The sequence below is a fragment of the Brevundimonas sp. ABV4_179 genome, from assembly GCF_056311945.1.
This window is the reverse complement of the sequence record NZ_CM149976.1, coordinates 1,922,954-1,942,408: the sequence shown is the minus strand read 5'-3', so window position 1 is coordinate 1,942,408 and position 19,455 is coordinate 1,922,954. Positions and strand designations below refer to the sequence as shown.

Sequence of the window (19,455 nt, the reverse complement as noted above, 5' to 3'; positions counted from 1 at the left end):
AAGGCGACCGCTTTCCGGCGTGGAGGTCAACGTCCGATTTCGGCGGCGAAGCCAGGGACTGAAATCGACCCTTAGCGGACCTTCGATAGGCTGCTTGCCCGACCGATCCAGACAACGCATGGTCAGTGCATGGCACTCGCGCACTATCCACTCGCAGTTCCGGCAGATCGTCTGATGGCGGACATCGAGGCGCGACGAGTTTCCGACCCGAACGGTCGTGTAGGATACGAGTGCCTGTTCATCGCGACGAAATCCACCAGACCAGCGATGGCGTTCGAACTCTTACCGGACGCCGTCAGTTCTCGGGACTGGAGAGCGCACGTTGTCGAACGGGTGAGCCGAGCAAAGAGAGACGCTCGAGAGGGCGAGGCTGTCTACTTCGAGCCTTATGGCGACAATGTCCGCTAAGCACCGATACAGTTGAAAAAGTCGGCTGGCTGACGGGACAACACGGCTGCGTGGTCGGGCTGTGACGGTGTTCGTGACGCTTCAGGCCTTCAGGCGGGCGCTGGGGCGATCTGCAGTGGGATCAAGCGGGCCATTTTTCGCAGGTTCTGGGCGGTGGCGGCGAGGAGGAACTCGTCTCGGGCGCCGCAGGGACCGCGAAGGCGCAGCCGATCCAGCCTGAGGATGCGCTTGAGGTGTGCGAACAGCATCTCGACCTTCTTCCGTTCGCGTCGGGAGGTGACGTAGGCGTCGGCCCTGGCGATGTCGCGGGCGACGTCCCTGGCGTCTTCGTGGATGGAACGGGTCACCTTCCGAGCCGGCCCGTTGGGGCAGCACTCGGGCTTCAGCGCGCAGGCGTCGCAATCGATCTTGGAGGCGCGATAGCGATAGGTGTCATCCGGCGGTGTATCGGGGTGATCGGCGCGGAAGGCTCGCCGATATTGCTTCAGTTCCTTGCCGCCCGGACAGCGATAGAGGTCGGCGGCACGGTCGTAGGTGAAGTCGGCCCGGGAGAAGGTCCCGTCCGTGCGGCCAGACTTGTCGATGATCGGAATGTGCGGGGCGATCCCCTGGTCGTTGACCAGCCATTCCAGCATCTCGGCCGAGCCATAGGCGGTGTCGGCGGCAAGGCGATCGGGGTGGAGATCATGCCTATCCCGGACCCGCTCGATCATGGTGCGGGCCGCGGTCAGTTCGGCCGGCCGCACGGCGGTGGACGCCTCGACATCGACGATGACGGCGTGTTCCAGATCGATCAGGTAGTTGGTGGCATAGGCGAAGAAGGCCGGCCCCTTGTTGGCGGCGGTCCAGCGCGCGGCCGGATCCACCGGCGAGATGAACTTGGGCGTCACCGGCGTGGCCCCACCGAACGCCGCGTCGTCCAGCACCGCCAGGTACTCGTCGATGGCCCGGCTGGACGCCTCGGGCGGCAGACCGGGATCGCCAGGCACGCTGCGCTCGCGGTTCGCCTCGGCCTTGATCAGGCTGGCGTCCACGGCGAAGCCCTCGCCGCCGACCAGGCCTTCCGACATGCACCGGCGCAGGACCATGTCGAACAACTGACGCAGCAGGTCGCTCTCCCTAAAACGGCCGTGGCGGTTCTTGGAGAACGTCGAGTGATCCGGCACGGCGCCTTCCAGACCCAGCCGGCAGAACCAGCGATAGGCCAGGTTGAGGTGGACCTCTTCGCACAGCCGACGCTCCGACCGAATGCCGAAGCAGTAGCCGACCAGCAGCATCCGGATCAGCAGTTCGGGATCGATCGAGGGGCGACCGATGGCGCTGTAGAACGGCGCCAGATGCGCTCGCAGGCCCTCAAGCTCCACGAACCGGTCGATCGACCTCAGCAGATGGTTCGCAGGGACATGGTCCTCCAGCGAGAAAGTATAGAACAGGGCCGCCTGATCGACCCGCCGCTCGCCCATCATCACGCTGCCTCCGGTCTCAATGACCAGAGTGAATCAGCCCCTGAAGCCCGTGGCAATTGCCGACTTTTTCAACGGTATCCACCCATTGCAGACGTTCAGATTAAGCGTAGCCTTGTTGCCATGACCGGCCGGAAATGGATCAGTGTTTGGCATGTGGGCTGCCTCTTCATCGGCCTCGCATCGTCAATTGTTGGGGCCGTATGGCTCCTCGTGGTTGATGGCATTTTTCTCTCCGACGAGCTGACGATGAACACCTCCGTCGGAGTGGCATTCCTTGTGCCAATCGTCTTTGCTGTTGTTTGGCCGAGAAGGACGAGGGCTCAACGCATCATTGGAGTCGCGGTCGGGTTAGCAGGTAGCTGCATCGGAATTTACGCGCTGGCGACCATCGTGTCCTCGGGTCACAGCCACTACTGATCTCGAAGAATGCCTAGCACCGATGTCCGCTTTCCACCCGTAGCTGAGGATGGCGACTTCCGCTTTCCGGCCTCACCGCCACGATGGGTTTCGGTAGAAATTCGGCGCGTCCGGCGTCATCGCGCCAAGCCAGCTATCCTATCGCCTCAAACAATCTCCAGCGTTTACAGCCCCCTGGTCGCCAGCAGCGTCAATCGACCATACAGGCCGTAACGTGCGGTATGATGTCGTCCGGTCTTTGACATCCAGGCGCGTCGAATTGCACCTTCTTGCATTTTGCACTGTTTTTCCGGGTGCAGTGCAATTTCGCCGGAGGCCGATTTCAGACGAAGTGCACACAGTGCACTCTGTTTTCTATCCGCCGCCCGTCTTCAGAAAAGCAATCCGGCCAAGACGCCGATCGCCGCCAACGCCAGGCTTCCGACCATCATCACCGCGCTGATGGCCAGTTGCAGCACCAGTCCCTTGCCGATCCCCGCCGCAACGCCGCGATACCAGCGTCCCCGGCCCATCCGCACAAAGACCACGACGCCCAGTATGAACAGGGCCACGCTGCCCATCATCGCTACAGGCCCCGTGCCGTATATGAACCAGAACAACGGCAGCATGGGCACGGTCCAGGCGTTCAGATAGGCGAAGGCGGCGCGAAAGCCGCAACGCCACCCCAGGTCCTCGGCGTCCCACCAGCGCACAAATGGCAGCACGGCCAGGGCATAGAGCGGCGCCATCAGCGGGACGGTCAGAAACGACATCCAGCCGTCGGCGTCGGACATGAAGGCGTCACGGGACTTGCCGGACTGGGCGACCAGCGACGACATCAGATCGGCAGGCATCTGATCCAGCACCCCGCCCAGGCCGCCACGCAGGAACACCACCAGCATCAAGATGGCGTTCAGCGCCAGATAGAGTTTCAGCGGCTTGGCGTAGACCCCGCCGCCTGTCGGCCCCTCGATCATCCAGGCCTGCAGCACCAGGCGCGGGCGTATCAGCAGGTCCCGCGCCGTCCGCACTTCGACCCCGCCAAAGCCCAGCGCGTCCTCGGACAGGTCCTTGAACGCCTGTTTGCGCGTCGTTTCGCCTTCGGTCGTCATGGATCGCCCCCGTGCAAGGGGGATGCATACACCGCCCGATTGAACGCGCAAACGCGCGACGGCCTCAGAACCGCTTGGTCAGCCCAACGCTGAACACCCGGCCGCGCGGATCGGCGACGACGGGATCATAGCCCAGGGCGAACTGCGCCAGGGGCGGCGCCTTGTCGAACACATTGACCACCCCCAGCGCCAGGTCGATGTCGGCGCCGATGGTGCGGCTGTACAGCAGGTCCGCCGTGGTCTGGCTGGCGATGGTCGCATCGGTGATCCCGCTGCGGTCATTGCGATAGCCGTCGGTGTAATGGACCAGCGCGGTCACGGTGTTAGCGCCCCCGCTCCAGCCCAGGGCGAACTCCCCGCGATTGCGCGGCAGCGACCGGCCGATATTGCTCAGATTGGTCGATCCGACGCCCGAGACCTGGGCCGCCCCGTCGTTCAGCCGGATGTCATAGGCGTCCACATAGGTCCAGGTCGCCGACGCCGTCGCCCGGCCGCCCCACAGGTCGCGGCCATAGCGGGCCGCCAGGTCCAGCCCCTGCGTCTCGATGGACGAGGCGTTGATGAAATACAGTTGCACGAAGGTCAGGGCGCCGCTGGCCGAGCGGGTGATCCGCCCCTGCGCCGGCGTGCCCGTCCGTCCCGCCGCCGTGTCGGCCGCCGCCTGGTCGATGACGGCCTGGGCCGATTCCTTTACCACCTGGTCCGTGTAGTCGAAGCGCCAGGCGTCCAGGCTGAACTCCAGCCCGTCCAGCGGCCGCCACACGGCGCCCAGGCTCAGGCTCTCGGACTTCTCGGGCTTCAGCGCCGCATCGCCTGAAGTCAGGGTGTTGACGAAGACGAAGGCGCCCCGGTCGAACACCGACGGCTGCGACGCCTGCGCCCCGGACTGGGCGTAGACCGACGGCGCGCGGAACCCCTGCCCCCACGACGCCCGCACGGCCACGGCGTCGGTCACGTCCCATCGGATGGCGGCCTTGGGACTGAACCGCCCCTCCCCGTCGTAGGTCTCGTAACGGCCCGCCAACTGCGCCTCGATCCGGTCGCCCAGGTGCAACCGCGCCTCGGCGAAGGCGGCCAGCGCCTCCTGCTCGCCCTCGAAGTCGGGGGAATAGCCGGCGGTCAGCAGATCCCCCGCATTGACCAGATCGCTCCAGTCGTGCCGGAAGCCGCTGCGCCGATACTGGGCGCCCAGCGCCACATCGACCGAACCGCCGTCCCACGCCAGGGCCTGACCGCTGGTCGAGGCGTCGACCGTCGTCAAGGTCGCGGCGCCGCGCAGGCCCGTGTAGCCGATCAAACTGTCGATCAGGGCCGTGCTATTGGCCGTGCCGGTCCCCAGATGGGCGCTGCCGAACGGGTTGAAATACTGGCACGTCCCGACACCGGCCACGCCCGTCGCGGGGTTGCAACCCGCCCCGCCAAAGCCGTTCAGCGCCCGCTGCAATGCGCTGCCGATGGCGTCCGGCTTGTCATAGGCCACGTGCTGGCGGCTGCTGGTCGCGGCCAGGCTCCAGGTCCAGCCGCCGGCGAACCGCCCATCCAGACCCGCCGACAACCGCCAGGTCTGGTATTCGAAATCGGCCTTGGACGCCCCGGCCTCGGCCCCCAGCAGACGCCCGCGGAACAGCACCGCCTCGCCGAACGGATTGTCGGGATGCGACGCCGGGACCGTCAGCGACTGGGCCAGGATCGGTAAGGACGGCGACTGGCGCGCCACCGTCTCGGTCGACGCCCAGGCCCCTTGCAGCGACAGGGTCATGTCCCCGACAGGCCGACGATAGTCGGCGAACAGCTGGTTGCGCGTCTCCTCCGGCGCCAGATCGAAGAAGTCGGAATAGTCCAGCCGGCAGAAGCTGTCCGTCGGCGTGTTCTTGTAGGCGCTGCCAAACGCCGGATTCCCGCACGCCGGATCGGGCGAGAAGCCGTTGCGGCTGGGCCGGAAATAGGACCCCGGCTGGCCATAGCTGGTCACCGCCGTCCACGCCGCCCGGCCATAACGTTCCGCCTGGGTGAAGTCCCGCTCGTCCGACCCTAGGGCCGAACGATGAAAGTGCGACGCCGCCAGCGTCAGGTTTCCCCCCAGCAGGTCGAACCCGCCGATGGCCTGGACCACGCTCTCTTCCGACCCGTCGGCCACGGCGTATTTGGCGCTGATCTCGGGCCGGTCCACGTCATGGCGGGTGATGAAGTTGACCACGCCCGCCACGGCGTCCGAGCCATAGACGGCCGAGGCGCCGTCCTTGACCACCTCGACCCGCTGCAAGGCGATCATCGGCACGAGCGAGTTGATGTCCACGAAGGCCGATCCGTCGGTGGCGACGACCGCGCTGGTCGTCCAGCGCTGGCCGTCCACCAAGACCAGCGTCGAACCCAGGCCCAGATTGCGCAGGTTGAACTGGGCCGTTCCCGAGCTTTGCGGCTGGTTTAACTGATCGACCTGAGCTTCCGAGCCTGAGTTGGCCGTGACCAGACGCACCAGCTGCGACGCATCGGCGATCCCGGCCGCCTCCATGACCTCGCGCCCGACCGTCTCCACCGGCGCGATCCGGTCGCCGCCGGCGATCCGCGATCCGGTGACCACGATATCGTCCACCTGCGCCGCCTTCGGCTCCTCGGCATGGGCGCCGGCCGCCGCAGCCAGCCAGGCCATCGAAACCGTCATCATCAAGATTTTGCGTTGCGTCATCTGAATGCTCCCCGCGTTTGGCAGCGGCTTCTAACCAGCGCCGCCGTTTTGCGAAAGTGTAATTTTGCAGTTTTGCAAATTCAGTCTGCGACGCGACGCCCTGCGCCATTGATCCGCAGATGTAACCGGTTACGGTGCGGCGAAAGAAGAATGGCTTAGGGAAGCAGGAAGCATGGCGGACGTCCGTCTGATCGACGTGAAGAAGGCGTTCGGCGCCGTGGAGGTGCTGAAGGGCGTCGATCTGGAGATCGCCGACGGCGAGTTCATCGTCTTTGTCGGCCCCTCAGGCTGCGGCAAGTCCACCCTCCTGCGCACCATCGCCGGGCTGGAAGAGGCGACGACGGGCCAGGTCTGGATCGGCGACCGCATGGTGAACGATCTGTCGCCTTCGGACCGGGGCATCGCCATGGTGTTCCAGTCCTATGCGCTCTACCCGCACATGACGGCCTATGAGAACATGGCCTTTGGCCTGAAACTGGCCAAGACGGACAAGGCCGAGATCGACCGCCGCGTCCGCGCGGCCGCCGAGGCGCTCAGCATCACCGACTATCTGGACCGCAAGCCCAAGGCCATGTCGGGCGGCCAGCGCCAGCGCGTCGCCATCGGCCGCGCCATCGTGCGCGAGCCCGAGGTCTTCCTGTTCGACGAGCCCCTGTCCAATCTGGACGCCGCCCTGCGGGTGCGAATGCGCTACGAGTTCGCGCGGCTGCATGCCGAACTGAAGACGACGATGATCTACGTCACCCACGACCAGGTCGAAGCCATGACCCTGGCCGACCGGATCGTGGTGCTGAACGGGGGCAGGATAGAGCAGGTCGGCGCACCGATGGCGTTGTACGAACACCCCGCCAATCTGTTCGTCGCCGGCTTCATCGGCAGCCCCAGGATGAACCTGCTGGCGGCCCAGATCATCGGGGCGTCGGCAGCCGGCGCGACGGTGAAGACCACCGCTGGCGAGACGATCCGCGTCGCCGTCGACGCCGCCTCGGCCAAGCCCGGCGATGCCGTGACACTGGGCGTCCGACCCGAACACCTGACCCTAGGCGGCGCCGGCGATGCGCTGAACGCCGAGGTCATGTTCGTGGAAACCCTGGGCGCGACGACCATGGCGCACCTGAAGCACCCGGCGTCCGACGACACGCTGACGGTCCAGTTGGCTGGCGAACTGCGCGCCAGGGCCGGCGAGCGTCTGACGCTGGACGTTCCTGCGAAACAGGCCCACCTGTTCGACGCCGCTGGCAAGGCGTTCCAAAGGCTCTGATCCCTCTCCCGTCGGAAGAAGGGAGAGTTTTCGTCAGCGCAACTCCACCCGCCGCGCCCCGGTCGGAATCGCCAACTCCTCGCCCGTCCACGTCGTCTCGCGGCCGTCGATCCGCACCCGTTCCGGCCGCCCCTGCCCCGCCGACCATCGCAGCACGAAGCCGCCCGGCGGCGTCGCTTCTCCGCCCAGGGTCAACACATACCCGCGCCGTTCCTTGCGATAGGCATAGGTCAGCGGCCCATAGGCGGTGCGCAGGCCCTTAACGCCGACGCCCTGCCTGGTGTCCAGCCACGCCTCGGGCACACCCGCGGCCAGCACCAGGGCGTGATCGCGGTCCCGTTCATAGGCGAACAGGTCCAACGCCGAGCGGATATAGTCCGAACTGATCCAGGCATGCGGCATATCGCCGATGAAGCGCGGCTCGCGCTTCTCGCGCCCGACCACCTCGGCCCAGCCGTTCCAGGCCTCGGGCCGGCGGTCGGCCATCAGGAAGTCCAGCACCTCAAGCGCCCGCTCCTTCTGGCCCAGCCGCACGAAGGCGCCGACCAGCCGCCATTCATAGGGGGTGTAGTCCTTCCACGCCGTGCGATTGCTCCGCCGATTCTGGAAGTTTTCCCAATAGCGATCAAAGGTTCGCGCCATCAGTTCGGGCGGCAGATTATCCTGCTCGCCCGCCGGCGACAGGGCGATGGTGGTCGAGGTGGCGTCGAAATCCCCGCGATCCGCCGCCCCCGCGATCCAGTCTATGCCATGATGCGCCGCCGTCGCCGTAATTGACGCCCGGATGTCGGCGGCGAACTCATCTCGCGCCGCCGCATAGCGGACGGCGGCGGCCGCATCGCCCAGGGTCTCGGCGATGAAGACCGCGTCCTTGTAACCCAGCAGGCCCCAGAAATCGTCCCAGTAGGAATAGGCCGCCTTGTCCGAATAGCCCTCGTGGCTGATCGTGGGCGGCAACAGGCCATACAGATGCCGCTGATCCGGCGCCTGGAAGGCCGCCGTCCGGGTCGAGGCGCGCAGGTCGTCCATATAGGCGATGGCCTTCTGCACTTGCGGCCAGACCTGGCGCAACAGAGCCTCGTCCTTGGTGTACCGATAGGTCTCGGCGGCCAGGAAGACGAACTCGCCGTGGCTGTCGTTCTCCGGCACAGGGTCGGCGCCGCGTGCATCGACGCAGCAGGGCACCTTGCCGTTCTCGAACACATAGGGGGCGTACCAGCGCAGATAGTCGGCCGAATGTTCGGCCATGCCCAGCCGGTTCAGTCCCTCGGCCATCATCGCCCCGTCGCGGATCCACGAGCGGTTATAGCTGCGGGTGCCCGGCTGCAGGATCGGCCCCTGGCGCGACATCAGCATATGAGCGAGGGAGGATTTCAGCGCGTCCTCGATCCGCTGGGCGGCCGGCGGCAGGGTCAGTTCGACCCGGTCCAGCTTCTCTCGCCACTCGGCGGCCAACCGCGCCTCGACCGTATCTAGAACCGCAGACGCCTGTCCCATCGGCTCGGGCGCCAACGTTTCTCCCGACAGTTGCGAAACCCAACCGACCGTTCGCCTCTCGCCAGGCTGCAACGTCACCTCATAGGTCAAGGCGCCCGCGGCGAGGCCGACAGCGTCCGTCGTGGTCGCGGGATCGCCCGCCGGTCGTTGCACGGACGGCAGGACCAGGGACTGCGGGTCGCTGCCCGCATCAAAGGTGGCCAGCGCCACATGATCGGGCGTCGCCAGCGGCTGCACCCGCACCGTATCGTTCAAGCTCAGTTGCGCGCCGTCCCAGGCGATTTTTTCCACCGGGCTCACGCCGCCGGGAATGGCCAGGAACTGGCGCGGCGCATTCACCTGCATCGGCCGCGCGGTCAGGGCCAGGGTCAAGGTGCGCGGCCGGCTGGAGGTGTTGGTCAGGTCGTAACGCCCCCAAAGCTGCGCCTGATCGGCCGACCCGTCTGCGAAGCTGGTGATCTTCAGCGTCCAGTCGTCGGTGGTCCAGGTCACGGACGGGATCGGCAGGTCGCCGTCCTTCAGTCCCTGTTCGACATTGACGTCGGCCCATGTGATCAGCCGTCCGTTGTCCACCACGAAGGGCTCGATGCTGGGGCCGGCGCGGCGCAGTTCGATGGCGCCGTCCTCGCCGATCAGGCCGCTTTCCCCGCCCCCATCGACCCCGACCAGGGTCCAATAGGATTGTTCGCCCGAGAAGCCGCGCGGATAGAGGCCGCGCCGGTTCTGCTTGGCCACCGCCTCGACGAAGACCGTGGGGTCGGCGCCGAAGGCCAGGGGCTCGACCTCGATCTCATTCAACACATAGGTCGTCGCCGGCGCCGCGCCCAGCCTCTGTCCCGCGCCGGACGAACCCACCACGTCCGACGCGGGAACGGGCCGCAGCGGCTTCAGCCTCAGCCAGCGCGCCGTCGCCTCGGGCGTCCTCAGCCAGTCGACGCCGCCGTCGCCGCCCGCCACGGTCGCCAGTTCGCGCCAGTCGCGTCCGTCCAGGGAGGCCGAAATGCGATAGTCGGCGGCCGCGCCCCGCTCGCCCCATCGCAGGGTCAGACCGCCAAACTCACGCTCATAGCCCAGGTCCAGCGTCAGGACCGACGCCTCGCCAACCGGCAGGGTCCAGGCGGTCCTGATGTCATTGTCCACGGCGCGCGACGCGGTGGAGGGCGAGCGGCCGTCGCTGGCGATGGGCTGGGGCGGCACGACCGGGTCGACGGGCAGTTCGCGGATCGACAGTTCGTCGATGTCGATAAAGCCCCGCCCGCCATCGGCCGCCACGACCACGAACTCGACCCGCTCGGCGCGGCGCAGTTCGGTCTCGGGGCCCGGCCCCCAGGCCTTGGACACCTGACGCCGCTTGATGACAAACCGCGACCAGCCATCGGGGAAGTCATGGCGGGCCGTCTGCTTCCACCAGACGTTCTCGGCCGCCGCATCGGTGAACTTGACCTCGAAGGTGTTCGCCGGCCCCTCGCCGCGCACCCAGAAGCTGATCTCGTAATTGTCGGGCAGGTCGAAAGGCAGGTCCCGCGCGGCGAAGGCGTAGCCCGCCTTGCCATTGAAGTCATAGCTCAGCCGAACCGCCCGCCCGTCATGTCCGACGACCGACGACACGGCCGAGGACACGTCGGTAGAGGCGTCGGCCTTCCACGCAGCGGCGTCTTCCATCGGGTCCAGAACCCGTGTCTGCTGAGCGAAAGCGGGTGTGGAAATCGCTACGGCGATGGCGAACAGAGAGGCGGCAAGGCGCATGGGAGGCCTGTTCCTTGTCGTCGTCCCCGTGGGGACAGGGAAAGCTCAGCCCTTCACGCTGCCCGCGAGCATGCCGCGGATGTAGTAGCGTTGCAGGGCGAGGAAGAGGATGAGCACCGGCGCGACCGTCACCACGGCCCCGGCCATCATCAATTCGATGTCCTGCACATGCTCGCGCGACAATGAGGCCAGGGCGACCGGCAGGGTGTAGTTCGACTGATCCGTCAGGATGATCAGGGGCCACAGGAAGTCGTTCCAGCTGCCCAGGAAGACGAACAGGCCCAGGGTCACGATGATCGGCTGCAGCGTCGGCAGGACCACGCGGCGGAAGATCTGGCCCTCGCTGGCGCCGTCGATCCGCGCGGCCTCCAACATCTCGTCGGGAATACTCAGCGCGTACTGGCGCACCAGGAACAGGCCGAAGATGGACGCCAGCCAGGGCGCCAGCGCCCCGGCGTAGGTGTTAACCAGGCCCATCCCCTTCAGCATCAAAAACAGCGGCAAGGTGCCGATCTGGGCCGGCACCACAAGGGCGGCGACCAAGAACTGGAACAGTCGCTCACGCCCCTTGAACTTCAACTTGGCGAAGGCGTAGCCAGCCGGGACGGTGAACCCAAGGGCCAGAATGGTCGCCATCGTCGCCAGGGCGAAGCTGTTCCACAGGTACCGCCCCATGCCCTGGTTCAGGAACAGGTCGCGATAATGCTCCAGCGTCCAGTGCGACGGCAGCAGCGGCGGCGGGAAGACGGCGGCCTCTCCCGTCGCCATGAAGCTGACCGACACCATCCAGACCAAGGGGAACAGGACAATCAGGGCGATGAGGGCGACGGCGAGGTTCAGCAGGATCGCGCGGATTTTCATTGATACGCCCCCACCCGTTTGGCGACCGCCAACTGGACCAGGGTGAGGGCCAGGATGCACAGGAACAGCACGAAGGCCACCGCGCTGGCGGATCCCAGGTTCCACCATTTGAAGCCCTCCTCGTACATGAAGTAAAGCACCGTCACCGTGCTCTGAGCCGGGCCGCCCTGCGTCATCACATAGGGTTCGGCGAACAGCTGGAAGAAACTGGCCACCGAGATGATCGAGACCAGCAGCATGGTCGGCGCGATGGCCGGCAAGGTCACATGGCGGAACTGCTTCCACGGCCCGGCGCCGTCGATGCGGGCGGCCTCATACAGGTCGTCCGGCACGGTCTGAAGCACCGCCAGGAAGATCAGCATATTGTAGCCAAAGATCTTCCAGACCACGAACATCAGGATGGCGGGGATCGACGTCGAGGGGTCGCCCAGCCAGTCCACGGCGGCAAGGCCGATGCTCTCCAGCCCCCAATTGATGACGCCGTACCGGGTGTGCAGCAGATAGCGCCAGACCACGGCCGTCGCGACCAGAGTGGTGACATACGGCGCGAAGAACATGACCCGCCAGATCGGCCGCCACTTCACCACCCGCGCATTCAGGATCACCGCCGCCGCCAGCGACGCGGCGATGGACAGAGGCACGCCCAGAACGGCGAAGGTCAGGGTGTTCTTCATCGCGCCCCAGAACAGGGAGTTGGTCAGCAGCCGCTCGTAGTTCTGCAGCCCGACGAAACGCAGATTGTCCAGGTTAGCCAGGGCGTAGATGTCGAAATCGGTCAGGCTGAGCAGCAGGGCTGCGATCACCGGAATGGCGAAGAACAGCCCGATGGCGAGCATGGCTGGGGCGACGAAGGCCCAGGCCGCCCTTTCGCGGGCGCCGCGTCCCCGCGTCGGCTTCGTCCCCGATCTGGCCATTGTCGGATCGACGACGGTCATACGGCCCTGCCCCGTTCCATCATCCAGCGCCGCTTTTCCAGCAGCCGGTCGGCGCGGCGGTCGATCTCGGCGGCGGCGGTCTCGGGGCTGTATTCGCCGCGCACCATCCGTTCGGCGACGATCTGCATCTCGGTGACGATACGCTCCCATTCCGGCACCTTGGGCACGGCCTTGGCCCGCGCCAGCTGACCCCGGAACGGCGCCAGCATCGGATCACGTTCGACGCCTGCGATGTCCCAGGCGCTCTGGCGCGCCGGCAGGTCGCCGACGATGGTGTTGAACCGGGCCTGCACCGCCGGTTCGGATAGGTATCGGACCAGAGCCCAGGCCGCGTCCTGATGCGGCGAGGACTTGAACACCGCCAGGCTGGATCCGCCCGGCGCCGACGCTCCCCGGGGCGTCTGGTCCCGGCACGCCCGCCGTGGCCCAGTTCGGCTGGAACGACGCCGGCAGTTTGCTGCGGAAATCACCCACGCTCCACGGCCCGGAAAAATAGAAGCTGAAATAGCCCCTGGCGAACTCGGTCCAGACGTTGGAAATCTGCGTCGACGACGCCAGCGGCGCCAACCCCTCGGCGAACAGGCTGCGGTAGAAGGCCAGGGCCGCAACAAAGCCGGGGCTGGAGAAGTTTCCGCGCGTATCCCGATCCCTCAGCAGCGGCTCGTTGATCTGAAGCCCGAACGTCAGCAGTTGCTCGAACTCGTTCAGCGGCAACAGAATCGCATAGGCGCCGCCGCCCGCCACGCGCTTGATCGCGTGCATGGCCCGCTTCCATTCGGCCCAGTCCTCGGGCGGCGCCCCGAAACCGGCCTGCGCCAGCAGATCCTTGCGATAGAACAGCAGCCGCGTGTCGACATACCAGGGCGTGGTCATGGCCCGACCGGCGATCTCGTTTGTCTCCAGCACCGCAGGAAACTGGTCGGTCAGCAGGTTCGCCGCCTCGGGCGGGTCGGAGACAGGGCGCCGATGGCCGTCAGTTCCGCCACCCAGGTATTGCCGATCTGGCTGACGTCCGGCAGCGAGGCGCCGGCGTAGGCGGTCAGCAGCTTCTCGTGCGCCGCCGTCCACGGCAGAGGCTGGACCGAGACCCGAACGCCCGGATTGCGCCGCTCGAACTCCGGCATCAACTGCCCGACGGTCCCACCCTCGTTGCCCATGGCCCAGAAGCGCAGCACGGTCTCGCCGTCACGGCGCGGGGTGCAAGCCGCAGCCGCCCCTCCCGCCATCAGGGCCAATGCGCCACGCCTGTGCGCCGTCAGACTCATCCGTTCATCCAGCCGCCGGTGAAGCCCGCGATGTCGAGCGCACGGCGGATATTGGGCTCGCCGCGCATATGACGCCAGACGAACTCCGACCTGTGGTTCTCGGTCATGATGACGATCGGCCCCTGGTCGATGCCCAGATAGTCGCCGTCCACCCAACCCACGCCGTCCACGATCTTGCCGTGTTGCAGCGGCCCGTCGCGCACCGTCAGGGTCGGGTTGAAACTGTCGAGGAAACCCCACTCCGTATAGATGTCCGATCCGTATGCACGCTTCATCGCCTTGACGCAGGGCACGACGATTTCGGGCGCGAAGGCGATGGACCCAGCCGCCGCCGTCGGCGCGATGGTGCCGTCGTCCCGCTCGCCCGGACCGCGCGCGGAATAGCTGAAGAACTCGCGTTCCTTGCCGTTGATCACCTGTTTGAAGTCGCCCGGCCCGTCGCAGGCCGTCAGCCCCCAGACATCAGACGAATAGCCGGCCCAGCCGCCCGGATTGTCGTGGGCGTATTTCTGCTGGGCGTAGACGGCGCGGCGGCTGTTCTCGAAATAATCCAGTTGTTCGTCCAACTGGGCCGACTGTCCCCGCATCCAAGCGTCCTGAATGCCGCGGAAATCGATGAACATATGGCTGTACTGGTGCCCGAAGATGGGCGCGAAATTCAGGCGCCAGCTGCCCCAGCGGTCGGTCCAGCTTTCATCATAGCTGGCGGCCCATTCGTGCCAGACATTGACCGACACCGGATGGGTCGGGCTGCCGATGGCCAGCAGCAGCACCAGCATCCCCTCGTTATAGACGTGCCAGTCCGAGGGGATGAAACCGCTCTCGGGGTGCCAACCCATGGTGATGCGGTTGTCACGGATCACGGCCCACGGCCATTCGATCCGTTCGTAGATGGCTTGCGCCTTCTGCCGGATTTCCGCCTCGTCGGCGTGACGGCCGTCGAAGTATCGGGCGGCGAAAAGCATGCCGCCGATCAGCAGGGCCGTATCGACCGTTGACAGCTCATTCTGAGCAAACCGCAGCCCGGTCTCCATGTCCAGGAAATGATAGAAAAACCCTTTGTGGCCCGCCGTGCCGGTCGCTTCCGGCCCCTGCGGCAAGTCATGGAAGAACCGCAGGGTCGTAAGGGTCCGCTCGCGCGCCTCCGCCCGGCTCATCCAACCGCGCTCGACGCCCACTGGCCAGCAAGTCAGGGCGAACCCGACCGCCGCCACCGAACAGAAGGACGGCGTGGGCCAGCGATCCGGCGTCAGGCCCGTGCGTCGATCCGTGACCTTCTCGAACCAGCGGAAGGTCCGCTCCTGAAGCTCCTCGATCTCCTGATCCAGCCGCATCGGCCGCCTCTGCGTCCCATTGACCGCCCCGGTAATCGCCGCCTGCTGCGCCGCCGCCATCACCGGAAATCCAACGGCCAGAGCCGCCGCGCCTGTGGTGGTCCGCATCAGGAAGTTTCGACGATTCATGGGCAGGCTCACTGGGTCTGCATCAAAAAGAAAGACCGCCTCCCGACAAGCGAAAGACGGCCCAGGCTCAGGGTTTAGAAGGAGTAGCGCAGGCCGACCTGGAAGCTGCGGGTCGGCAGATAGACTTCGGTTCCAGCGCCGTAGCGCGCGTTATTGAAGCCGGTATCGAACGACTTGAAGTTGGTGAAGTTGAAGATGTTGATCGCGTCGGCGATGAACTCGACCCGCTGCCCCCCAAAGACATCGAAGCCCTTGGTCAGACGCAGATCGACCTGGCGATAGGCGAAGTTGAAGCCCGGGAAGAAGGCTCGCTTCTCAGGATTGCCCGCGTTCCAGCAGATGTTGGGACCCCCGGCCGGGGCGTTCGGACAATCGTTGATGTTGTACGGCAAGCCCGATCCCAGAGTGACGATGCCCGACAGCAGGAAGTCGGCCGGCAGACCCAGAGTTCCGGAAGCTACGATGCGGTGACGCTCGTCCGTAGACGACCGATATTTGGGCGACTGACCCGGGGTGTTGTAATCGAAGTCGAATGCGCCGTAGCCATTGTCGCGACTGCCGTTCTGTGTCGCATCCATATAGGTGTAGGCGACGTTGAAGCCCCACCGATCCTCGGCGTTATACGGCTTGTCAGCAGTCAGATAGATCGCCTTGTAATCGCGTTCCTTATCCGTGTTTTGGAAGAAGATCAGGTTGCGGAACTGCGAGAAGCCGACCGAACCTGGGGTCGGCCCGTTGAAGCGCCCGCCCGTCTCGTTGAGCGCATTGGCGATATACCAGGCCGATTCACCCTCCGTATGGCCGGCGGCCAGCGTCAGCGCGGTCTGCCAGCGACCGAACTTCTGACGAACGCCGATGTTGAACTGATCCGTGCGCGGCGGCTCGAAATCGTTCTTCACCAGGAACACTTCGCCGGCGCCGGGGCTGGCGGCCAGCAGCGGGTCAAGACCAGCCGGCGTCAGATAGCGCGGATCCCAGGCGATCGTCTGCTGGCCGCCGCGCGGACCGCCGGTGTTTGAGAAGTAGATCGTCTTGTTGAACTGGAACGGCTTAAATCGCTCATCGAATGCGAAGTTGAAGCCGATCCGGTCGTAGTAGCGACCGGCGCCGCCGAAGATCACCGTCTGCTCGTCGCCGAACACATCATACGAGAAGCCGAAGCGCGGCTGGAAGGCGCCCTTGAACGCCTTGCGATCACCGTTCGAGATGTAATCCGAAGGGTTGAAGTAGGACGGGAAGTCGTAACCCGGCAGGTTCTGGATCGCCGCCAGCATGTTGCGGATGGAATCCGGCGTGCGGTAATCGTTGTTGACCGCATTGTCCTCATAATCCCAGCGGATGCCGAGGTTCAGTTCCAGCTTGTCTGTGATCTGCCAATCGTCCTGAATATAAAGGCCGATGACGTTATTATCGACATCCGCTGGCGGCACGGCGACGCCCAGGTTTACCGCCACCGGGATGGTGCGGCTGCCGTTGATCTCTGGACGCGCTTAAATGTCGTACACGAAGGTCGGATTCCTCCCGAAGTCCTTCTGCACGAAGTAGTTCTGCATGGAATATTTCGCACCCATCTTGATCGTGTGGGTGCCCATCCAGGCCAGATCTGGGATCGTCAGATCGTTTCGGATCGTGGTGCTTTTTTGCTGCAGGAACTGGGCGTCCGCCCGACCGCCAGCCGTAAAGACCGTCGAGTCTCGGTTATTGATGTTATATTGGAATCCAGGCGTGGTCGCACTGTCGTCACGGAAGATCACATACTCGCGGCCATAGTCCAAACCGTTGATGACCGATTGCTCGTAGCTCGACTTCAGATAGTCGATCGAGAACTCGTTCAGGAAATGCTGGCCCTGGAACTGGTGACGCAGGTTGAAGGCCTGGGTCTCGCCATTGTTGCGGGCGGCGCGGCTGGGGGCGTTCTGGCCGCTGGCGCCGCGGATGTCCTCTTCCGTCTTGTATTCCGTGCTGAGTTCCAGCCGCTGACGGTCGTCGATCTGCCACGACAGCTTGCCGAAGAAGACGTCCTGCTCATAGGGCGTGGACACCGTGCCCAGGTCGGCGGCGAAGAAGTCGTTGTATTCCGTGCGGTTCAGGAAGGACTGGGCGATGCGATCCTCGTCCTTGCGCTCATAGGCGCCGAAGAAGTGCAGGCGATCCTGGATGATCGGCCCGCCCAGGCTGGCGCCGTACTGCAAACGGCGCACCGGGGCCTTTTCGGCGCCGCGACGACGAGAGATCTCGTCCTGCGCCACCCAGTCGGGGTCCTGGTAGAAGACGAAGGCGTCGCCGTGGAACTCGTTGGTGCCCGACCGCGTCACGGCGGTGATGATGGCCGAACCGGCCTGTTCATACTCGGCCTTGAAGTTCTGGCTGATGACGCGGAACTCCTGCACCGCGCCCTGCGGGAATGGCGTTCCACGGCTGTCGTCCTGGCCGGCGACACCGCCGTCGTTGATCAGCGACTTGCGGTTCTGGCCGTCGATGAAGACGTTGATGGCTTGGGCGGTCTGGCCGCCGGCGGAAATCGTCCGCTCGGTGTCGTCTTCGGTCACGCGCAGGCCCGGCGCCAAGGCGGCGAAGTTCAGGAAGTTGCGGCTGATCTGCGGTAGGTTGTTGATCTGCTGCTGCGTCACATTGGTGGCGACTTCCGGCGTACGGACTTCGAACATGCGGCGGCCGGTGACGACGATGTCGCCCAGCTCGGTCGCGCCGGCCGTGGCTTGGCCGGTCGCAGCGGCGCCGCCGGCGACATCCAGGTTCAGCGTTCCAACCTGGCCCAACGACAGGGTAACGGTCTGTTCCGCAGTCTGACCGTCAGCGCTGGTGACTTGGACGCGGTAAGTGCCGGGACGCAGGCCCGACAGGACGTAACGCCCGTCGGCTCCGACGCGCGACCGGGTCGCATAGCCGGTCGACACTTCGGTCGCGACTACGGTAGCGCCGGCTTCGGCGGTCTGGCCGTCATAGACAGAACCCCGAAGCGTGGTGGTCGCGTTCTGAGCCGACGCGCCTCCCGCCACGGCCATGCTCAAGGCCAGGGCCGAGGCGGCGGCCAGGGCCAGGTTGCGTGTGTTGAACTGGTTCATCCTGAGTTCTCCCCTTCTTTTGGGATCGGTTGGCGTCGGCATGACGTCCCTCACCCCTTGTTGAACCTGGCGGTCGGGACCGCCGCGGTGGATTGGCGCTCGACCAAAACCGGTCGGACGATTTCGCAGCTGGTGTCGGCGGCCTCGCCGGCCTGGACCAGGCCGATCAGGCGCTCCACGCCTCGGCGGCCGATTTCGGCGATGTTGACGCGCATGGTGGTCAGCGCGGGCCGCACCAGGGCGGCGATGGGCACGTCGTCGAAACCGATGACGGCGATATCCTCGGGGCAGCGCACGCCGGCTTCCTGAAAGGCCAGAAGGGCGCCGACCGCCATCATGTCGTTGGCGGCGAAGACGGCGTCAGGCCTTTGCGACATGGCCAGAAGCTGCGTCGCGGCGCGGTGGCCCGACGCCTGGGAGAAGTCGCCTTCCACGATGATCGGGGCCTGATCAGTCAGGGCCGAGACATAGCCGGCGGCCCGGGTGTCGGCCTCGACGTTGGCGGCGGCGCCGCGAATGTGGGCGATGCGGCGTCGGCCCGTGGCGCGCAGATGCTGAACCGCCGCGACCGCCCCGCCGTGATTGTCGATGACGATGGAGGCGCGACCAGCCTCGGCCGTGCCGGCGTTCATCAGCAGGACCGGCATACGCCCGACAAACTCATTGGCCAGATTGGCGGCGTCGACATGGGGCGACAGGACGATCATCCCGTCCACGCGGCCGCGCATGGAACGGACAGCCGCCAGCGTGTCCTCTGCGCCGTCATGAGAGCTGGAGACGATCAGATGTTTGCCGTGCGCCCGCGCGGCTAAATCCATGCCCCGGATCAGCTCCGAGAAGAACTCGCCGAACAGATCGGGCAGGATGACGCCGATGGTGTCGTTCTTGCTGGTCGACAGGCTGCGCGCGCCGAAATGGGGGACGTAGCGCAGATGCTCCACAGCCTCGAGCACGCGCTGTCGCGTCGCATCCGACGTCACGCCCAGGCCGTTCAGCACACGAGAGACGGAGGCGACTGACACCTGGGCGCGTTCGGCCACGTCGCGCATGGTGGCGGCCTTGGCGGAAAGCAAACCCTCCTGCCCCGCAGAAGACGCGGTGGTTGGTGCGGCCATGTCCAATCGATCGTCTCCCTGAATCCTATCGTGCCGGCTCCTTATCGAAGTTCCGTCGATACAGAATGTAAGCGGTTACATGACACAGGAGTAATGTGCGCCGCAAGCGTTGCAAGGTCGCATTTCCGTCAATTTTCGGCACGTGCGCCGTTGCCGGCTCC

General features: G+C 65.6%; 12 protein-coding genes and 2 pseudogenes. 1 reads left to right on the top strand and 13 read right to left on the bottom strand.

The features are described from left to right. Positions 1–497: 497 nt before the first annotated feature. The 3 genes from ACYX4P_RS09205 to ACYX4P_RS09195 all read right to left on the bottom strand — a co-directional run bounded on the left by ACYX4P_RS09205 (position 498) and on the right by ACYX4P_RS09195 (position 6,068). Positions 498–1,874, bottom strand: coding sequence for a transposase (locus tag ACYX4P_RS09205; protein ID WP_476069327.1), 1,377 nt, complete (start codon positions 1,872–1,874; stop codon positions 498–500). Between the two features lie 788 nt (positions 1,875–2,662). Further along, positions 2,663–3,382, bottom strand: coding sequence for a hypothetical protein (locus tag ACYX4P_RS09200; RefSeq protein ID WP_248121008.1), 720 nt, complete (start codon positions 3,380–3,382; stop codon positions 2,663–2,665). 64 nt (positions 3,383–3,446) lie between these two features. Beyond that, positions 3,447–6,068, bottom strand: a complete 2,622-nt coding sequence (locus ACYX4P_RS09195; RefSeq protein WP_248121009.1) for a TonB-dependent receptor domain-containing protein — start codon at positions 6,066–6,068, stop codon at positions 3,447–3,449. Between the two features lie 172 nt (positions 6,069–6,240). Between ACYX4P_RS09195 and ACYX4P_RS09190 the strand changes: the two genes are divergently transcribed. Further along, positions 6,241–7,329, top strand: coding sequence for an ABC transporter ATP-binding protein (locus ACYX4P_RS09190; protein ID WP_248121011.1), 1,089 nt, complete (start codon positions 6,241–6,243; stop codon positions 7,327–7,329). 33 nt (positions 7,330–7,362) lie between these two features. On the opposite strand, the gene ACYX4P_RS09185 is transcribed toward ACYX4P_RS09190, so the two are convergent. From ACYX4P_RS09185 to ACYX4P_RS09140, 10 genes and pseudogenes are all read right to left on the bottom strand, one after another. Beyond that, on the bottom strand, positions 7,363–10,572 hold the full coding sequence (locus ACYX4P_RS09185; protein ID WP_248121013.1) for a discoidin domain-containing protein: 3,210 nt from the start codon (positions 10,570–10,572) through the stop codon (positions 7,363–7,365). A gap of 45 nt (positions 10,573–10,617) precedes the next feature. Then, positions 10,618–11,433: a carbohydrate ABC transporter permease gene (locus tag ACYX4P_RS09180; protein WP_248121015.1), complete on the bottom strand. Its 816-nt coding sequence runs from the start codon at positions 11,431–11,433 to the stop codon at positions 10,618–10,620. Next, positions 11,430–12,347, bottom strand: a complete 918-nt coding sequence (locus ACYX4P_RS09175) for a carbohydrate ABC transporter permease (protein ID WP_313441499.1) — start codon at positions 12,345–12,347, stop codon at positions 11,430–11,432. The genes ACYX4P_RS09180 and ACYX4P_RS09175 overlap by 4 nt, the downstream gene beginning before the upstream one ends. A 17-nt stretch (positions 12,348–12,364) precedes the next feature. After that, positions 12,365–12,577 carry a hypothetical protein gene (locus tag ACYX4P_RS09170; protein ID WP_248121155.1) on the bottom strand — a complete coding sequence of 71 codons (213 nt, stop codon included), beginning with the start codon at positions 12,575–12,577 and terminating at the stop codon, positions 12,365–12,367. Between the two features lie 51 nt (positions 12,578–12,628). After that, positions 12,629–12,727: pseudogene (locus tag ACYX4P_RS09165) on the bottom strand (hypothetical protein); the annotation flags it as partial. 100 nt (positions 12,728–12,827) lie between these two features. Further along, positions 12,828–13,492, bottom strand: a pseudogene (locus ACYX4P_RS09160) (extracellular solute-binding protein); the annotation flags it as partial. A gap of 137 nt (positions 13,493–13,629) precedes the next feature. Next, entirely contained in the window at positions 13,630–15,096 is a 1,467-nt protein-coding gene (locus ACYX4P_RS09155) for a glucoamylase family protein (RefSeq protein WP_292048541.1), read from the bottom strand. A 74-nt stretch (positions 15,097–15,170) separates the two neighbouring features. After that, the gene (locus tag ACYX4P_RS09150) at positions 15,171–16,550 is read right to left on the bottom strand and encodes a TonB-dependent receptor domain-containing protein (protein WP_292048537.1); all 1,380 of its coding nucleotides are present in this window, start codon (positions 16,548–16,550) and stop codon (positions 15,171–15,173) included. Between the two features lie 36 nt (positions 16,551–16,586). Further along, complete coding sequence (locus ACYX4P_RS09145) at positions 16,587–18,179, bottom strand: TonB-dependent receptor (RefSeq protein ID WP_248121030.1); 1,593 nt, start codon at positions 18,177–18,179, stop codon at positions 16,587–16,589. 50 nt (positions 18,180–18,229) lie between these two features. Then, positions 18,230–19,294, bottom strand: coding sequence for a LacI family DNA-binding transcriptional regulator (locus ACYX4P_RS09140; RefSeq protein ID WP_248121032.1), 1,065 nt, complete (start codon positions 19,292–19,294; stop codon positions 18,230–18,232). Between the last annotated feature and the right edge of the window lie 161 nt (positions 19,295–19,455).

Bases quoted from the DNA above. Each gene is read 5' to 3' on its own strand.
- ACYX4P_RS09140 (WP_248121032.1), bottom strand. From the start codon at position 19,294: ATGGCCGCACCAACCACCGCGTCTTCTGCGGGGCAGGAGGGTTTGCTT.
- ACYX4P_RS09145 (WP_248121030.1), bottom strand. From the start codon at position 18,179: ATGAACCAGTTCAACACACGCAACCTGGCCCTGGCCGCCGCCTCGGCC.
- ACYX4P_RS09175 (WP_313441499.1), bottom strand. From the start codon at position 12,347: ATGGCCAGATCGGGGACGAAGCCGACGCGGGGACGCGGCGCCCGCGAA.
- ACYX4P_RS09200 (WP_248121008.1), bottom strand. From the start codon at position 3,382: ATGACGACCGAAGGCGAAACGACGCGCAAACAGGCGTTCAAGGACCTG.
- ACYX4P_RS09205 (WP_476069327.1), bottom strand. From the start codon at position 1,874: ATGATGGGCGAGCGGCGGGTCGATCAGGCGGCCCTGTTCTATACTTTC.
- ACYX4P_RS09185 (WP_248121013.1), bottom strand. From the start codon at position 10,572: ATGCGCCTTGCCGCCTCTCTGTTCGCCATCGCCGTAGCGATTTCCACA.
- ACYX4P_RS09190 (WP_248121011.1), top strand. From the start codon at position 6,241: ATGGCGGACGTCCGTCTGATCGACGTGAAGAAGGCGTTCGGCGCCGTG.
- ACYX4P_RS09155 (WP_292048541.1), bottom strand. From the start codon at position 15,096: ATGAATCGTCGAAACTTCCTGATGCGGACCACCACAGGCGCGGCGGCT.
- ACYX4P_RS09170 (WP_248121155.1), bottom strand. From the start codon at position 12,577: ATGCTGGCGCCGTTCCGGGGTCAGCTGGCGCGGGCCAAGGCCGTGCCC.
- ACYX4P_RS09195 (WP_248121009.1), bottom strand. From the start codon at position 6,068: ATGACGCAACGCAAAATCTTGATGATGACGGTTTCGATGGCCTGGCTG.
- ACYX4P_RS09180 (WP_248121015.1), bottom strand. From the start codon at position 11,433: ATGAAAATCCGCGCGATCCTGCTGAACCTCGCCGTCGCCCTCATCGCC.